10 protein-coding genes are annotated in these 18,330 nt (G+C 64.9%); 1 reads left to right on the forward strand and 9 read right to left on the reverse strand.

Going from position 1 to position 18,330, the window contains the following annotated elements; all coding sequences use genetic code 11:
* Nucleotides 1-5 precede the first annotated feature (5 nt).
* On the forward strand, nt 6-1,847 hold the full coding sequence (locus ACFOOL_RS02000; protein WP_380094402.1) for an extracellular solute-binding protein: 1,842 nt from the start codon (nt 6-8) through the stop codon (nt 1,845-1,847).
* A 933-nt stretch (nt 1,848-2,780) separates the two neighbouring features.
* Here the strand turns inward: ACFOOL_RS02000 and ACFOOL_RS02005 are convergent.
* The 9 genes from ACFOOL_RS02005 to ACFOOL_RS02045 form a co-directional block, all read right to left on the reverse strand.
* Nucleotides 2,781-7,112, reverse strand: coding sequence for a translocation/assembly module TamB domain-containing protein (locus ACFOOL_RS02005; protein WP_380094404.1), 4,332 nt, complete (start codon nt 7,110-7,112; stop codon nt 2,781-2,783).
* On the reverse strand, nt 7,112-8,992 hold the full coding sequence (locus ACFOOL_RS02010; protein WP_380094405.1) for an autotransporter assembly complex protein TamA: 1,881 nt from the start codon (nt 8,990-8,992) through the stop codon (nt 7,112-7,114). Before ACFOOL_RS02010 ends, ACFOOL_RS02005 begins: the two co-directional genes overlap by 1 nt.
* 411 nt (nt 8,993-9,403) lie before the next feature.
* Nucleotides 9,404-10,405, reverse strand: a complete 1,002-nt coding sequence (locus ACFOOL_RS02015) for an ABC transporter ATP-binding protein (RefSeq protein ID WP_380094408.1) — start codon at nt 10,403-10,405, stop codon at nt 9,404-9,406.
* A gap of 13 nt (nt 10,406-10,418) precedes the next feature.
* Nucleotides 10,419-11,246 carry a carbohydrate ABC transporter permease gene (locus tag ACFOOL_RS02020; RefSeq protein WP_380094410.1) on the reverse strand — a complete coding sequence of 276 codons (828 nt, stop codon included), beginning with the start codon at nt 11,244-11,246 and terminating at the stop codon, nt 10,419-10,421.
* A 90-nt stretch (nt 11,247-11,336) separates the two neighbouring features.
* The gene (locus ACFOOL_RS02025; RefSeq protein WP_380094412.1) at nt 11,337-12,209 is read right to left on the reverse strand and encodes a carbohydrate ABC transporter permease; all 873 of its coding nucleotides are present in this window, start codon (nt 12,207-12,209) and stop codon (nt 11,337-11,339) included.
* A 133-nt stretch (nt 12,210-12,342) separates the two neighbouring features.
* Nucleotides 12,343-13,641 (reverse strand): ABC transporter substrate-binding protein, encoded by a 1,299-nt coding sequence (locus ACFOOL_RS02030; RefSeq protein ID WP_380095894.1) that lies wholly within the window; start codon nt 13,639-13,641, stop codon nt 12,343-12,345.
* A 299-nt stretch (nt 13,642-13,940) separates the two neighbouring features.
* Entirely contained in the window at nt 13,941-14,861 is a 921-nt protein-coding gene (locus ACFOOL_RS02035; protein ID WP_380094415.1) for an acetamidase/formamidase family protein, read from the reverse strand.
* A 211-nt stretch (nt 14,862-15,072) separates the two neighbouring features.
* Entirely contained in the window at nt 15,073-16,092 is a 1,020-nt protein-coding gene (locus ACFOOL_RS02040) for a helix-turn-helix domain-containing protein (RefSeq protein WP_380094417.1), read from the reverse strand.
* A gap of 220 nt (nt 16,093-16,312) precedes the next feature.
* Complete coding sequence (locus ACFOOL_RS02045; RefSeq protein WP_380094419.1) at nt 16,313-18,325, reverse strand: MacB family efflux pump subunit; 2,013 nt, start codon at nt 18,323-18,325, stop codon at nt 16,313-16,315.
* Nucleotides 18,326-18,330 lie beyond the last annotated feature (5 nt).

Raw genomic sequence — 18,330 nt, forward strand, 5'->3', positions numbered from 1 at the left:
CAAGCATGGTTTTTCTTTTCGCCGCGGGCCTGCTCGCCCTTGCCGCGCCGGCGGCGGCGCAAACGCCCACCGGCGTCTGGGTGCACGCCGATTCGCTGACCGACAGCCCGAAATATCCCGAAGGCTTCGCCCATTTCGACTATGTGAACCCCGAGGCCCCCAAGGGCGGCACGGTGCGGCTGGGCGATCGCGGCGGCTTCGACACCTTCAATCCCATATTGCCCAAGGGCGAGGCGGCGAGCGGGCTCGGCCTCGTCTATGAAACGCTGATGACCGCCTCCATGGACGAGGTGAACACCTCCTATGGCCTGCTGGCCGAGGCGATGAAGGTAGCGGACGATTACGGCGCGGTGACCTTCCGCATGGACCCCGACGCCCGCTGGCATGACGGCGAGAAAGTGACCGCCGAGGACGTGGTCTGGTCCTTCGACAAGGTGATCGAGCTCAGCCCCATCTATGCGCAATATTACGCCAATGTCACCGACGCCGAGGTGACGGCGCCGGGCGAGGTGACCTTCACCTTCGACCAGACCGGCAATCGCGAACTGCCCCACATCCTGGGGCAATTGCTGGTGCTGCCGCAGCATTGGTGGGAGGGCGAGACGGCGGATGGCAGGCAACGCGACATCGGCCAGTCGACGCTGGAGCCGCCTTTGGGCTCGGGGCCCTACCGGCTGACGAGCTTCGATGCCGGCCGCACCGTGACCTATGAACGGGTCGCCGATTACTGGGGCGCCGACCATCCCACCCGGGTGGGCACCAATAATTTCGACGTCCTCCGCTATGAATATTTCCTCGATGAATCGGTGTGGTTCGAGGCGTTCAAGGGCGACCAGTTCGACTGGTGGAGCGAATATACCGCCCGCCGCTGGGCCACCGGCTTCGATTTCCCCGCCGTGGCCGATGGGCGGGTGATCCGCGAGGAATTTCCCCAGGACTATAATGGCAGCGGCCAGATGACCGGCTTCATCCCCAATCTGCGCCGGGAGAAATTCCAGGACGAGCGGGTGCGCGAGGCGCTGAACCACGCCTTCGACTTCGAGGAGCTGAACGCCACCGTCTTCTACAATCAGTACGAGCGCATCGACAGCTATTTCCATGGCCTGCCCTTCGCCTCCTCGGGCCTGCCCGAAGGCGAGGAACTGGCGGTGCTCGAAAGCGTCCGGGACCTGGTGCCGCCCTCGGTCTTCACCGAAATCTACACCAATCCGGTCAATGGCGATCCGGGCAAATTGCGCGCCAATCTGCGTACCGCGCTGGGCCTGCTGACCGAGGCCGGCTATGTGCTGGAGGGCAACCGGCTGGTGGACGCCACCGGCACCCAGCTCAGCATGGAACTGCTGATGCACCAGCCCACGCTCGAGCCCATCGCGCAGAACCTCGCCACCAATCTGCGCCAGATCGGGGTGGCGTTGTCCATCCGCATGGTGGACACGCCCCAATATATCAACCGGCTGCGCAGCTTCGACTATGACATGATCTATGCGAGCTGGGTGCAGTCATTCTCCCCCGGCAACGAGCAGCGCTATTTCTTCGGCTCGTCCAGCGTCGACGAGCCGGGCTCGCGCAACTATGCCGGCATCGCCGACAAGGGCGTCGACGCGCTGATCGACAAGCTGGTCGTGGCCGACGACCGCGACACCCAGCTCGCCGTGGTGACGGCGCTGGACCGGGTGCTGCTGCATCACCACTACGTGGTGCCCGGCTACACCCTCACCTATTCGCGCATCGCCCACTGGAACCGCTTCAGCCATCCCGAGACGCTGCCCGAATTTTCCAACGGTTTCCCCACCATCTGGTGGTGGGACGAGGACAAGGCGGCCAGGACGGGCGGCGCGGGACGGTAAGGGCGGCCGGGGCGGTGTCCGTTCCGTCGTCATTGCCGGACCTGTTCCGGCTTCGCCTGGACTACCGGGACGAGCCCGGTAGTGACGGTGGGGGGAGATCGGGAAAGGTCGGAGGGCCGGTTTTGGCGAATGTCCGGCGGGGGTCGGGACACGATGCTTCCCCTCCCCGGTGCTGCCCTCGGGCTCTGACCCGAGGGCCGGCGGCGACGGGTGCTGCGTTCTTTCCAAAGCATGGTGCCCGTGGGGAGTGGCCCTCGGGTCGCAGCCCGAGGGCAGCGATGGTGGGTGGGTTACCGAGTGCCGCCCTCCCCGCCCGGAGGCTTTCATGTTTTGACCGAAGCGACTTCCAGTGTCCCTCCCTCTTGGGGGTTCCGCGCCGTCGATTTTCTCGATGAATTGATCGGACTCCCGGACGATCCCGAACCCCCACCTGGCCCAGCCATTCGAGCATAGCTCTCATGGCCTTCTCACCTTCAATCGCTCCACCGGAGCGATTGACCCTACGGGACAGTTCGAAGCCCACAGGGGGGAGGGAGGCGAAGGGGCCGGCCTCACAGATTTTTCCATGGGCAGTTCCCTGCCTCAAGGGAGTGCTTACTTTGGACGCTCCTGAGTTTGATCGTTGCTTCCCATCCGGGCAATCCACCGTGCCGGACCATGGCATGGACTACCGGGACGAGCCCGGTAATGACGGTGGGGAGCACGGGGGAAGGCCGAAACCCGGGGCAGCGATGGTCGGTTGCCGAGTGCTGCCCTCCCCGCCCAGAGGCTTTCACTGTCAAGCGGATCAGCGCCTTCTTGCTCCCCTCCCCCTTGAGGGGAGGGGTCGGGGGTGGGGGTCCTTCGGTGATCCGTCAGATCCACCCCCTCCCCAACCCTCCCCTCAAGGGGGAGGGAGCGCTGGTCGCCGATTCCGTCAAAACATGAAAGCCTCTAATAATCCCGCTCGAAGAAGATGCCGAGGCTGGAATCGCCGTCCTGGCCGGCGGCGCCCTTGATGGTGAGGTCGTCGGTGACGTCGAGATTGATGGTGACCTTCGACTGCCCGTTGGCGCCGGCCTGCACGCCCAGATAGACATTGTCCTGGATATAGGTGCCGGCCTGCACCCCGACATTGCCTTCATCGTCGGTGACGAAATCGAGATCGGCAAGGCCCGCCGCGCCGCGCAGGCTGTCGACGAGGCCACCGCCGCCGCCGCCGACCAGTTCGGCCGCCGCCGCGGCCAGTTGCGCCAGTTGCAGCGGCGACAATTCGCCCATGGAGCGCTTGAAGATCAGCCGGCTTAGCACCTCGTCCTGCGGCAGCGCCGGATTGGAGCTGAAGGCGATATCGGGCGCGGAGGCGCGGCCGGTGACGGTCACGAAAACCACGATGCCGTCGCCCTCGGTGCGCGCCACGAAATTGAGCTGCGGGTCGAGATCGCCCACCAGCGTCACATTGCCGGTCTCGAACGTGATGCGCTGGCCCAGGATGGAGAGGCGCCCGCGAATGAGCTCGAAGCCGCCCACCGGGTGAATGTCGCTGACCGGGCCGGTCAGCCGCACCGAGCCGCCCACTTCCGCATCGAGCCCGCGCCCCCGGATGAAGATCTGATTGGGGGCGTTGAGGGTGATGTCGAGCTGCAATTGCGCATTGCTGGGCGCCGTGCCGGGCTGGCGCCGCTCGATCCTGGCGCGGTCGAGCGTTTGCCGCACCGGAGCGGGCGTCGCCCGGTGCTCGATATCGATGAGCTCGGCCGCGCCCCCCAGGCTTTCGGGCACGGTGATATCGGCGCGCTCGACCTGGACGGTGCCGGCCAGCAGGGGCGAGCCGACGAGATTGCCGGTGAGGTTGAGGCCGCCCGAAAGCGTGGCAACGAACAGATCGCCATCGGCATAGCGGGCCGAATTGATGGCGAGCGCGATATTGGCCGGCAGGTCGCCGGTGAGGCCCACCGTGCCCGAACCCGAAACGCTGCCGCCGGTGGCCAGATTGGCGGTGAGGCTTTCGATGGTGGCGCTGGTGCCCGAAAGCTGCACCCGCCCGGCGATATCGGTCAGCCGCAGATTGAGCTCGGGATCGACATAGCCGGCGCCGCTTGTCGAGACGGTGCCGGAAAATTGCGGGCTGGAGAGGCTGCCCCCGATCCGCGCGTCGAAGGCGGCAGTGCCGGAGAACTGCCCGCCGCGATCGGCAACGAAGCGATTGGCCAGCACCAGCGGCGCCGAGCCCTCGAGCGCCACGGAAAGACCCCCCCCGGCCAGCGGCACGCGGCCCGAGCCGGAGACGGCAAGCCCGCCGCTGCCGGTGGCGGTGACGCTGTCGAGACTGATCGTGTCCCCGGCATAGGCGCCACTGGCGGCAAGGGTCAGCGGGGCGATGCCGAAGGGGGCGATGGCGCCAGCGCCGACGCCCGCCGCCCGCGCCTCGAACGAAACGCGCGGATCGGACGCCGAGCCCGAGACCACGGCCCTTCCATTGACGGTGCCGGCAAGGCCCAGATCGGGCGCCACGGCATTGGCGACGGACAGCGGCAGCTCGGCGATATCCACCACCATGTCGAGGACGGTGCCGGCGGTGCCGGTGGCGGTGATGCTGCCCGAGCCGACATTGAAGCGGACGGCGTCGAGCGCCACGCTGTCGCCGCGCATGATCAGGGCGGTGGGATTGGCCAGCCGCGCCGAAAGCGCGCCCTGCACCAGTTCGGCGCGATCGAGCCCCAGCCGGTAGCCGCCCTCGAGCGGGCCGAGGGCGCCGGCTAGATCGATATCGGTGCCGGTGGCCAGCGCCGCCTTTGCCGCGAATGAAGTATTGCCGCCGCTCTGGCTGGCGCTGGCATCGAGCCTGTCGACGGTGACGCCGCCGGCCGCGATATCGCTGGCGGCGATGCTTCCATCGATGGCGGGCACGCCGAACAGATCCAGCAGCACCGCCGAAATCTCGGCGCGGCCGATGGCGATGTCGTTGACCCGCAGGGCGGTGGCATTGGCGGTGACGCCGGCCCCCTGCCCGCCGTCCCGCGGCATCAGTTCGATGGCGGCATCGACCGCACCGGAGGCATCGGCCAGCAGCAGCGCCGCCGCCAGGGAAATATCGGAGGCAGCGAGGTCGAGCCGCCCGTCCATGAGGCCGGTTTCCGCCATGCGCGTCACGGCGCCCGACAGCCTCGTGCCGGCGATCTCGAAGCCGATGCCCGACAGCACCTGCCGGGTATCGTCGGCCTCGAAATGGGTGTTGAGCGTGGCGCGGTGCCCGTCCAGCATGGCCGAGCCGGTGACGTCGCCATCGACATTGCCCTCGAGGAGCGTCGCGGCGACCCCGATCCGGGCATCGCGCAGGTCATGTTCGCCCAGCTTTCCGGCGGGAACCTGCCCGTCGAGCATCAGCACCAGCGGCGCTTCCGCCCCGGTGGAGCGGGCCGAGCCGCGCACGGTGAGCGCCCCGCCCGCCGCCTCGGACACCAGCGCCAGATCGGCGAGATCGAGCGCGATGTCGAAATCGGCATTGTCGCTGGCATAGACGCCATCGGCGCTGAACTGGACCTGCGCATTGGCGATGCGGAAATCCTCCGCCGAAATCCCCGCCCCGGTGCGGGCCAGCCGCCCCGACAGCCCGACCGTGCCGGCCAGCAGCGCATCGGCGGTGGGATCGTCTATCCTGAGATCGGTGCCGGTGCCGTCGAACGCCAGATCGAAGCCGCCCGAAACCGGCATGATCCGGCCTTCGGCGGCCAATGACACGGCGCCGCCAAGGGCGCGGCCGGCCAGCGCGGAAAACGGCGCGATATTGCCGGTCTCGACCTCGATGCGGCCATCGAAATCCATGCCTTCGATCTCACCGGAAAGGCCGGCGGCAAGCGCCGCGCCGATGACGCGCAACTGCGCCAGCTGGACCGGCTCGCCGGCATTCCACAGCCCGGCAAGGCCAAGCCCGACGCTGTCGCCCAGCGCCGCTTCGACGCCCGGATCGGCGGCGATGCCCGCAAGGCGCCCGTCGCCGTTGAAGGTGACCATGCGGCTCGCGGGGTCCTCGAGATTGCGCGCCACCCCGCCCAAGGCGAGCTCGAAACTGTCGGCGGCAAAGCCCTGGGTGCGGAAATCGGCGATGGCGAGATCCGCCCGCCAGTCCTCGCCGGCCCCGGTGCCGAACTGCACCTCCAGCCCCGCCGAGCCCAGTTGCGTCGCGCTACCCGGCACCGGCAGGGTGACGGCGCCGCCCGCCGGATCGGCGATGCGGGCCACCAGGTCGAGCCGGGAAAGGAAATTGTCCGGCGTGGTGGCAGCGCTGGCCGACAGCTCGAGCTGGCCGCCCCCCAGGGTCAATTCGGAAATGTCGAACCCGCCTTCCGTCCGCACCAGCGCCCGGGCGGCGAGCCGCGTCTCCGCCCCGAAAAACGGCCGATAGGGCTCGGCCATCAGCATGGAGAGCGGGCCGCCCAGATCGGCATCGACAGCGAAACCGTCGCCCTGCTGGGCGATCCGCGCCGTGCCGGCCAGGGCCTCGCGCTCGTCGGCGAGCAGGCGCATATGGGCGGTGAGATCGGCCACCGGCCCTTCGCCCTCGAGGGTGAGCTGCATGGCGGGCCGGCCCTCGATATTGAGCAGATTGGCGATGACGCCATCGGGCGGCTCGACCAGCGACAGGCCCAGATCGATGGAATTGCCCTCGCGCCGATAGGCGAGGTCGAGGTCGAGCGTGCCGCCCGGCCCGTCGAGGCGCTCGATATCGAGCACCGCATCGAGATTGCCCGCTTCCAGCGTCATCGAGCCGGCAAGCGAGATTTCCGAGCCCAGCCCGAACACCGATTCCCCGAAGGTCACGCTGGGCACGGAAAGCTCGCCCAACTGGATCGCCACTGGAAATTCGGGGATTTCGAGGGAACCGGCCTCGGGGGGCGGCAGGTCCGCCGCGCCCTCCGCCGGCACCGCATTGCGGATATAGTCGATGGAATCGGCGGTGAGCGAGCGCACTTCCAGCCGCCCGGTGAACAGGGCCGCCTGGTTCCAGTTGAGGCTGGCATTGTTGATGCGCAGCCAGACCCCTTCGGCGTCGGCAATGGTGATCTCGCGGATGGAGACGTCCGAGCCCAGCACGCCGTCGATATTGGAGAGGCGGATCTGCCGCTCGGGCGTCGAGAGCTGGCCCTCGACGAAGCTGGTCAGCCAGTCCTTCTGCTCCTCATTGCTCATGTCCTGCGCCACCAGCGCCACCGGCACGGCGGCGGAGGCCAGCAGCAGGGCGGCGAGGAGAGCGCGGCGGCGGGGCAAGGAGAGGAAACGTCGCATCAGAAGGCCTGCCCGATCCCGGCATAGACGGCCCAGTCGGGATCGCCGGCCCGCTTGTTGATCGGAACCGCCAGATCGAGCCGCAGCGGCCCCAGGCCGGTATAATAGCGCACCCCCACGCCCGCCCCCAGCCGCAGGTCGTCGAGCCCGGGGAAGGTGTCGGCGGCCACATAGCCGCCATCCAGGAAGCCGACGACGCCGATATCCTGGGTGACCTTGGCCCGCGCCTCCAGCGAGGCTTCCAGCAGATAGCGCCCGCCGGTCACCAGGCCCGAGCCGTCATCGACACCGATGGATTTATAGGCATAGCCGCGCACCGAGCCGCCGCCGCCGGCGAAGAACAATTTGTCGGGCGGAATCTGGTCGAGCGAGGGGCCGAGCAGGGCGCCGGCCTTGACCCGCCCGGCCAGCACGAACGGATCGTTCTCCCCGAAGCCGAAATAGGTCCGCCCCTCGACCACCAGCCTGGCGCCGGGCGTGCCGCCCAGGAGATCGAAATAGGGTTCGAGATTGGCGGCGGCATAGATGCCTTCGGTAGGATCGACGCTGCTGTCGCGCCCGTCATAGATCACCCCGGCGTAAAGCCCCGCGGTCTGGAAGTCGCGCGTGCCGAAATCGTCGTCGAACCGCGCCACCTCGAAGCTGGCCCCGCCCTCGAAGGTCAATTCGTCCGAGAAGAACCAGGACAGGCCCACCCGCCCGCCGGCGGAGGTCTCGGTATAGGTGGGATAGATGGTGCGCTCGGCCGAGATGGCCGCGATAAGGTCCACGTCCGGATGATAGAAGCCCGGCTTGGTGAAGGTGCCGCCGGCGAAATAGTCGAACTGGGCGGTGTCGATCGGCCAGGCGATGCTGGCGATGCGCGCGTCGAGCCGCAGCCTTTCGGCCTGCCCGAACAAATTGCGCCAGAAATGGTAGCCCTCCAGCCCCAGCCCGTCGACGGTGGAATAGCTGGCACCGACCCCGAAGCGCCGCCCGGGCAGCTCCTCGACGATGAGATCGTAGGGTAGCAGCCCGTCGCCGCCGATGCTGTCGGCCGCCTGCAGCCGCGCCGAGCGGAAGACTTCCAGCCGGTCGAGGCGCTTCTGGGCGCGGGCGATCTCATCCGGATCATATTCCTCGCCCACCGCAAGCCCGGTCTGGCGGGCGACGAAATCGGGGTTCATCGCCGTGGTGCCCGAGACCCGCACCGGCCCGAAGGCGGCAAGCCGGCCCGGATCGACGGTGATGGTGGCATCGACCCGGTTGGTGGCGTGATCGGCCATCACGTCGCGCGAGACGATCTCGGCCTTGGCATAACCCTGCTGCCGCCAGGCCTCCAGCGCCAATTGCTCGGCCCGCAGGATGACGGCGGAGCGGGCCACCTCCCCCGCGCCGAAGCCGCGCATGACCGGCAGCTCGACCTGATCGCCCGGATCGTCGGTGGGCGGGGCCTGATTGACGATATAGACATTGCCGAAGGTGAACAGCGGTCCGGCGCTGACGGCGATGGTGACGTCCACCGGATCGGGCAAGTCGGTATCGGGCGGCAGATTGGCCGCCTCCACCCCGCCGATGCGGATGCTGACCGCGCCGCCGTAATGGCCCTCGCCATAGAGCGCCGCCAGCAGCCGCCGGTAGTCGCCGCGCGCCTTGGCGATCAGCCCGGCGGCGCCCGAGGCCGGTTCGCCCTCGTCGGCCAGCAGCGCCGAGGCATTGCGCAGCGCCGCTTCCACCGCCCCGCCCTCGCTGGCGGTGAAGACGACCCGGTAGGATTGAGGATCGACGATCACCGCCTCGGCGTCGCGATCGGCCTGGTCCTCGAAGAGCTTGATGCCGAACAATTCGAACGCGGACAGGGGCACGGCCGTCCCGGCCACAAGGGCCAGGGCCACGCACATGGCGCCAATACTCGTTACCAGACGCGCGCTTCGCAGTGTTCCCATCCCGCCCAATTACGCTTCAACCAGAAAGGGCAAAGCCGATCTTCTGCCCAGGAGCGAAAAGATTCCGTTAAGCCTTCCCGGCCTGCAGCCCCTCTCCGCCACAATGACGGGGATTTCGTGTCCAGTTTAGGGCCCGCCCCGGACCGGGGCCACCCTGGGAAGAAATTTATTCGCAATTGCGCGAAGGAAAGTGGCGGATGGGCAACGGTGGAGGAGTGCGGAGGCATGGGGTGCGTGGAAAGAACCCCAACAAGCCCCTGCAGAATCCTCAAAGAGTCAGATGTAAAACGCTCCCCTCCCTCGGAGGCCATTCTGTTTTGTGGAGAACAGGAGCTGGCAGTGCGGCGCTGAACCGGCTGGAACAGATCAGCGCTTGGCGTCGCCGTTCTGGTCGAAACGGTAGATTTTGTCTGGGTCAGGCGTGACGAAAACCGGATCGCCATGGCGGTAATCGTGCTCGCCGCTGGCGCGAACCGTCAGCGGCCCCATGTCCTGGGTCTGCACATGCAGGAAGGTATCCGAGCCCAGATGTTCGGCAATGCCGACAGTGCCGGCCCAAGCGCCCTCGACCGCCGAAATGGTGAAATGCTCGGGGCGCACCCCGATGGCATGGGCATCATGGCGGGCGGCTTGCGCCCCTTCGATGAAATTCATGCGTGGCGAGCCGATAAACCCGGCGACGAACCGGTTGGCCGGCGTACGGTAGAGTTCAAGCGGCGTGCCGAACTGCTCGACCCGTCCGGCATTGAGCACCACGATGCGATCGGCCATGGTCATGGCCTCGACCTGATCATGGGTCACATAGATCATGGTGGTCTTGAGCTGCTGGTGCAGCTCGGTTATTTCAAGCCGCATATTGACCCGCAGCGCCGCATCCAGATTGGACAGCGGCTCATCGAACAAGAAGGCCTTGGGCTGGCGCACGATGGCGCGCCCGATCGCCACCCGCTGACGCTGCCCGCCTGAAAGCGCACGCGGCTTGCGATCCAGATAATCGGTCAGGTTCAGGACCCCGGCCGCCTCACGCACCTTGGCATCGATGGCGGGCTTGGCCTGATTGGCCATTTTGAGCGGGAATGCGATATTGTCGTAAACGCTCATATGCGGATAGAGCGCGTAGGATTGGAACACCATCGAAAGATGGCGCTTGGCTGGCGGCTGATCGGTCATATCCCGCCCATCGAGCCAAATGGTGCCGCTGGTCGCATCCTCGAGCCCGGCGATCAGGCGCAGCAGGGTGGATTTGCCACAGCCGGACGGCCCGACAAAAACCACGAACTCGCCATCGGCGATCTCCAGGCTGATATCGGGAATGACCTGATGGCCGCCAAACGTCTTCTTGACGTGTTCGAGCGTGATGCTGCCCATTGCAATACCTCTTCTATTTGACCGCGCCAAACGTCATCCCGCGCACCAATTGCTTCTGGCTGAACCAGCCGAGCAGCAGGATGGGTGCGATGGCAAGCGTCGATGCCGCTGAAAGTTTGGACCAGAACAGCCCCTCGGGGCTGGAATAGGAGGCGATGAACGCGGTCAAGGGCGCCGCTTTGGCCGCCGTCAGGTTCAGCGTCCAGAATGCTTCGTTCCATGCAAGGATGACATTGAGGAGCAGCGTCGAGGCAATGCCCGGCACCGCCATCGGCATCAGGATATACACCAGTTCCTGCCACAAAATGGCTCCGTCCATGCGCGCCGCTTCCAGGATATCAACCGGGATTTCCCGAAAATAAGTGTAAAGCATCCAGATCACGATCGGCAGGTTGATCAGCATCAGGATGACCATGAGCCCCACCACATTATCGAGTTGGCCGATATCACGTAAAACCAGGTAGATCGGCACCAGCACTCCCACTGCCGGCATCATCTTCGTCGAAAGCATCCATAATAGGATATCCTTGGTGCGCTTGCCCGGCGAAAACGCCATCGACCAGGCCGCCGGCACCGCTATCAGCAGGGCCAGCAGGGTCGAGCCCAGGGAAATGATCACTGAATTCATGAAATGGCGCAAATAGTCGGAGCGCGCCTGCACCTCGATGAAGTTTTCCAGCGTCCAGTCCGGGATCAGGGTCGGAGGCGAGGCTATGGCCTCGGCCTCGGACTTGAAACTGGTGAGCACCGTCCACAGGATCGGGAAAAACACCAGAAGGGCCAGGACCCAGGCCAGGGCCGTGAAGCCGATCTTGCGCCGCAGCGTGACGGAACGTGCCATGATCTTCCTTCCTAAGACTGTGGCGGGCCAAGCAGCCCAGTGCGCTGGCGCCGATGAAAACCGGCGCACGAACCCCCATTATGCGTCGCGTCAGGCATCGAGATTCCTGCCCACGGCGCGCATCAGGAAGATGGCGACGATATTGGCTAGCACCACCGCCACCACGCCCCCGGCGGCCGCACCGCCCACATCGTAATTGAGCAGGGCCGTGCGATAGACCAGATAGGCCAGATTGGTGGAATTATACCCCGGCCCGCCATTGGTGGTGACCAGGATCTCGGCGAAGATCGCCAATAGGAAAATCGTCTGGATGAGAATGACCACCGTTACCGCCCTAGCGATATGGGGAGCGATGATGTAGCGGAACAGACGCCAGAAATTGGCACCATCCATCTGGGCCGCCTCCTTTTGCTCCTCCGACAGCGATTGCAGCGCAGTCAGCAGGATCAGGGTAGCGAAAGGCAGCCATTGCCAGGCCACGATGATGATGATCGACAGCAGGGGAAACTGCGAGAACCAGTCGATCGGGGTCAGCCCCAGGCCCCGCGCCGCATGAGCGAACAGCCCATTGACCGGGTTCATCAGCATATTCTTCCACACCAGTGCCGCGACCGTGGGCATGACGAAGAACGGCGAGATCACCAGTATACGCACGAGCCCCTGGCCGAATATCGGCTGGTCGAGCAAAAGCGCAAGCAACGTGCCGCCGCCCACGGTGATCACCAGCACCCCGCCCACCAGCAGCACCGTATTGACGATCGCTTGCGCGAAAGCCGGATCGGTGAGGAAATACTGGTAGTTGAACCAGCCGGCAAAGCTTTCGTTGCCAGGCATGAGCAGATTGTAGTTCTGGAAGGAAAACCACAGGGTCATACCCAGCGGCACGAGCATCCAGATAAGCAATACCCCCACTGCGGGCATCAGCATCAAGCGGGCCAGGCCCCGGGTCTGTGTGGTCGCCATGATAAATCCCCCGTCCCAGCCGCCATCGTGATAGGTGCGGCTACGTTCAGATCGGGGCTGCGCAGCCATGCGCCGCGCAGCCCCGTTTTGGACAATGCCAGTGTATCGGCCCTATTCAAAACCGAGCTTGGGCCTATTTGATATAGCCGCCACGCGTCATTTCACGCACCGACACCTCCTGAGCCTGCGCCAGGGCTTCATCGACCGTGCTCTGGCCGGCCAGCGCCGCCGAGAACAATTGGCCAACGATAGTCCCCAGACCCTGGAATTCAGGGATGGCGACGAAATACACGCCGACATATGGCACCGGCTTCACCGTCGGATTGATCGGGTCCGCGGCATTCATCGAATCCAGCGTCAGCTTGGCGAATGGTGCGGCTTCCAGATATTCCGGGTTCTCATACAGCGAAATCCTCGTACCCGGCGGCACATTGGCCCAACCTTCGCTCGCCGCCACCAGTTCGGTGTAGTGCTTGGAGGTGGCCCAGCTCAGGAACTTCTCCGCAGCTTCGATTTTCTGCGAACCAGCCGGGATGGCCAAGTTCCACGATCCCAGCCAATTGCTGCGCTTGCCAAGGCCGTTATCCGGCGCCAGGGCGAAGCCGACCTTGTCGGCAACGATGGAATCCTTTGGATCGGTTACGAAACCCGCAGCCACCGTGGCATCGATCCATATGCCGCACTTGCCCTGCTGGAACAAGGCCAGGTTTTCGTTGAAGCCATTGGAGGCGGCGCCGGGAGGGCCGGCGTCCTGCATCAGGTCGACATAAAATTGAAGCGTGTTCTTCCATTCCGGCCCATTGAACTCGGGCTGCCAGTCTTCATCGAACCAGCGGGCGCCGAATGAGTTCGACATGGCGGTAATGAAGGCGATGTTCTCGCTCCAACCTGCCTTGCCGCGCAGGCAGATGCCGTTCAGGTCGATGGAACGGTCGGTGATCTTGCGCGCTGCATCGGCGATGAAGTCCCAGGTCGGGGCTTCCGGCATGGTCAGGCCAGCGTCCTCGAACAGATCGGTGCGATACAGAACCATGGAGCTTTCCCCATAGAAGGGCGCGCCATACATCTTGCCATCGATCGAGATCGCCTCGCGGATCGCGGGCAGGATATCCTCGGCATCGTAATCGTCGCCCAGATTCTCCAGTGCCACCAGCCAGCCCTGGCGGGCCCAGATCGGCGTCTCATACAGCCCGATGGTCAAGATATCGTATTGTCCACCCTTGGTAGCGATATCGGTGGTGACCCTCTGGCGCAGGATATTCTCTTCCATAGTCACCCAGTTCAGCTTGATGTCCGGGTTCTTGGAGGTGAAATCATCCGTCAACTTTTGCATGCGGATCATGTCGCCATTGTTGACGGTAGCGATATTGAGTTCAGTTTGCGCCCAGGCCGGCGCGGTGCTGGCCAGCATGGCGCTTACGGCCAATGTCATCGAAGCTTTATGCAGTTTCATGTAAATACCCCTACCCTTAACAGTGATGATTTCGAATGATCCGTGTCCGGCCCGCATCCATCGCCATGCCCTCAGATGCCTCCCGGTCCGACTGGCTTGTGTCGGTTCCATGATTAGTCCACGGCGCAAAAACCGGTGCGCCGGCACAATGCATGGTTCCTGGACGAATTCGGTTCTGCACGTGCCTGCAAGAATAAGCAGCGCATCGGTTGGCCCACCACCACGCCACGTCATGGCCGGTGATACTTTTTTGCTGCCCCTGCCCCACTCCAAAACCCTCAGGCCCGGCGGCGCGGCGGCAGCCATTTCTTGGCGATCCGGCATACCATCGTATAGGCCGGGTCATATACATTCCCCACGTCATAGCGCACCACCTGCCCCATCAAATGGCTGGCGGCGGTAACGCTCAACCCGTAATCGGCCACCAGCCAGTTGAGCATATCGGTTGTGGCGTGCTGGAGCGCCTGGTCGAGCGGGCGGGCATTGCCGACCGAAAAGATATCGGTGGCGGTTTCGCCCCGGGGCCAGACCATCGGCCTTTGCCTCTCGATACTGAAGCGCAGTTCGACCTCGAACGTGGTTTCAATGCCGGTGCCGACGATTTCGCCATCCCCCTGGAGGGCATGGCAATCGCCCAAATAGAACAAGGCGCCAGGCACCGCGACGGGGAACCATACGGTCGTGCCGGGGCCAAAAGCGCGATAATCCATATTGCCGCCATTTTTCGCGCTGGTGGCGGTAGAAAACGCCTGCCCCAGATCCGGCGCCACACCGAAACACCCGATCATCGGCTCGATCGGCAGCACCAACCGCTCCAGTCCGGGAACCGGGTCCTGCAATTGTACCGTACCGGCTGCCCGGTCGATGGCCCACACCGCCCTTGCATCGGGGGACAGGCCCAGGATCGCTTCCGGATCCATCACATTGGGCGCCAGCCCAACCCGGGTCCAGCCGGTATCGCGCGTTGGCGTCATGCGCACGATTTCAACCCGCAGCGCATTGCCTGGCTCAGCCCCCTCGATATAGATCGGCCCCACCATCGGATTGGGGGGGGGCTGGCGAAAGATTCCGTTGCGATCATATCCTACCGCATCGAGCGTCTCGGTAACGAGCGTATCCCCATCGGCGCAACGCAGAACAGGTGGCAATGTGCCCAACACATTGTGCCAGGCAGTGGGGACGAAGTGATGAATCGCCATGAAACGGTCCTTGATTTACGTAAGTGACATCGGGCCGCCCGCTCGCATCGCGGGAGCCGCCAGCATATCTTTCACCGATTAGAGACTAAAAACGCCGCCCCTTATCCGCCCCGCGAACGGGATGAGACCAGCCCATCCCGACCCCTAGAGCGACCCTTGTTTGCGCATGGGATGGTCTGAAAACCGCGAATGCACTTTTCAATCCGATGCTCTAGGCCATGCCGATAAGCGGCGCGGAAGCCGGTCCCGGCAAGGGCGGGCGCAAGGGAGGTCGGCCCAGCGCCGAGCTGCGGGCCGATGTGTGCGGCAATGCGGGCTGCTGAGCCGGGTCGCTGTCCCAAAACACGCTTTTATCCATGGCCTGCCCCTTGCTGGTGTAATGGAGCTGCCGGAAACGGGAGGGCGACATGCCCTTGAGCGCCAGGAACTGCCGATTGAAATTGGACAGATTGTTGAACCCGACATGGAAGGCGATATTGGTGATCGGTTCGTCGGCATCGCTCATCAGCAGGCTGCACGCCAGATCGACCCGCAGGCGGGTCAAGTATTTGATCGGCGTCATGCCCGTATGCTTGCAAAACGAGCGCGAAAAAGCCGATGGGCTCAATCCGGCGATTGCGGCCAGATCGGTGGTCCGGTCGATATCGGTCAGATTTTCGGCAATGTGGATCAGTACCTGGTTCATCGCTCCCGACATGAAGGTCTCGCTATCGGAGCTGTAGTGAGGCCCGGCCAGCAACTCGGTCTTGTCGCACAGGGTCAGGATATGCACGATATCCATGAAACAGGCGATGCGACGGGCGCCTCTGGCCGCGATCAGATCTTTCAGGATCGGCTCGACCGCGACGGAGACCGCATTTGGAAACAGCACGCCGCGCTGGCTGGCGGTCAGGATGGCGCCGAGCCCGCCCAATTCGGGCAGAGCGGCGATCAGGGGCCGGATGAAGGCGTCAGAAAACTGCAAGACCGTGCAGAATTCTTCGCTATAGGTGCCCTCGGGCAAGTCGGTAATCCAGTTATGAGGCAGGTTCGGACCGGTTAGCACGAGGTTGCCCGGCTCGAATTCGCCGATGAAATCGCCCACGAAATATTTTCCCGATGTGCGGGTAATCAGGTGCAGTTCATATTCGGGATGAAAGTGCCAGCGCACGGTGCGGAACGGATAGCCATGCGACCAGGCCTTGAAGGATTCATCCTGACAGATCTGTACGAATTCCAAATCCGGTTTCATACGCCCCGTCCCTTTCGCTCCTTAACTGGACACCGCAACGCTAGGGGCTGGAGCAGCGCGGTTGCTACCTGCGAACGGCTCGGCCACTGATACTTTTTTGCACAAAAGGCCGTTCGTGGCAAAAGCGGCTGCATGGGAGTACCGCTTCAGGCCTGCATTGGGTCGCGTTTCCGAACCGCAAAATGGAGGTTGTCTTTGCCAGAAATGCCCCGGTAGCTGCCTATTCCCGCGCCAGCGCCTCGACCGGATCGAGACGGGCGGCGGAGCGGGCGGGCATGAAGCCGAAGACGACGCCGATGAGGCTGGCCGAGAGGATGGCGACGGCGATGGATTCGGCGGAATAGGCCAGCCGCGCCCCCTCGACGATGATGCTGAGGCCATGCCCGAGGGCGAAGCTGAGCGCCACCCCGGCGGCCCCGCCGGCGAAGCACACCAGCACCGCCTCGATGAGGAATTGCCGCATGATGTCGCTGCGCCGCGCCCCCACCGCCATGCGGATGCCGATTTCCTTGGTGCGCTCGGACACCGAGACCAGCATGATGTTCATCACCCCGATGCCGCCCACCACCAGCGAGATGATGGCGATGGTGGAGATCAGCACCGCCAGCGTGGCGGAGGTGGACTGGATGGTTTCGCGGATGGTGTCGGTGTTTTGCAGGAAGAAGTCCTGATTGCCGCCATGCAGGCGCGTCAGCAGTTCGGTGATCTCGGCTTCCGCCTGGGCGGTGTCGAAATCGTCGTCGATGCGCACGGCGATGGAATTGAGCCAGGACTGCCCCAATATGCGGCTCATGGCGGCCGTGTAGGGCACGTAGATATTGGCGCTGTTGCCCCCCGGCCCGAAGCCGGAGGAATTGGCGACCACCCCCACGACGCGCACCGGCACCTTGCTGAGCATGATCACCTCGCCCACCGGGTCCTCGCCATTGACGAAGATGGCGTCAGCCGCCGTCTGGTCGATCACCGCTTCCTGCGCCATGCCGGCGACGCTGTCGGCGCCAAAGCCCGAGCCGGCGGTGAAGCTGCGGCCATTGACCTGGAAGAAATCGGCGCCCACCCCGGTGACCGAGGCATTGGAGGCGGTGTTGCGATAGCGCACCGTGGCGTTGGAGGAGACCTGTGGGGTGACGCTGTCGGCATAGGCCTGCCCGGCCAGCGCCTCCGCATCGGTGGGACGCAGCGTGCGCACCCGCCCCGAGCGCATGTCGCCGAAGCCCGAGCCGGGATAGACATTGATGGTATTGGTGCCGATCGAGGCGATGTTCTCCAGCACCGTCTGCTGGCTGCCCTGCCCCAGCGCCACCACCGACACCACCGAGGCGATGCCGATGATGATGCCGAGCATGGTGAGGAAGGTCCTGAGCTTGTGCGCGCCCATGGCCCGCAGGGCCATGCGCAGCGCCTCGCCGGTGCGGTCGAGCCCGTGCCGCCAGTTCGCCGCCGGCTTGATGCCCTCCTGCCGCTTCTCGACCCGGCGCGGCTCGACATTGTGGCGGTCGGCGACGATCTCGCCATCGGCGATCTCGATCACCCGCTCGGCCTGGGCGGCGATCTGCGGATCGTGGGTGACGATGATGATGGTGTGCCCGTCCCCGTGCAGTTCCTTGAGCAGGGCCATGAGCTCCTTGCCGGAGCGGGAATCGAGCGCCCCGGTCGGCTCGTCGGCCAGGATCACCTCGCCGCCATTCATCAGCGCCCGCGCCACGCTGACGCGCTGCTGCTGTCCGCCCGAGAGCGCATTGGGGCGGTGATCGAGCCGCTCGCCCAGGCCCAGCCGGGTCAGCAGGTCGATGGCCCGCTGCCGCCGCGCCGCCGCGTCGGCGCCCGCATAGACCGCCGGCACTTCGACATTTTCCACCGCATCCAGATCGGGCAGGAGCTGGTAGCGCTGGAAGATGAAGCCGAAATGCTCGCGCCGCAGCGCCGCCAGCTCGTCGGCATCCAGCGTGCCCACATCCTTGCCGGCGAACAGGTAACGGCCCTCGCTGGCCCGGTCGAGACAGCCCAATATATTCATCAGCGTCGACTTGCCCGAGCCGGACTGACCGATAATGGCCACCATCTCGCCGCGATGGATGTCGAGATCGACGCCCTTGAGCACGGAAACGCTTTCCCCGCCGGCCGCGAAGCGGCGCACCAGCCCGGAAATGGCGATGATGGGCTCGCCGGAAGATGGGCTCCGGCCCGCCCGTGGGGAAAGCGGCTGCGGCTCGAGGGTGAAGGCGCGGTTCATGGCAA

Source organism: Devosia honganensis (assembly GCF_042648785.1).
Classification (GTDB): Bacteria; Pseudomonadota; Alphaproteobacteria; order Rhizobiales; family Devosiaceae; genus Devosia; species Devosia honganensis.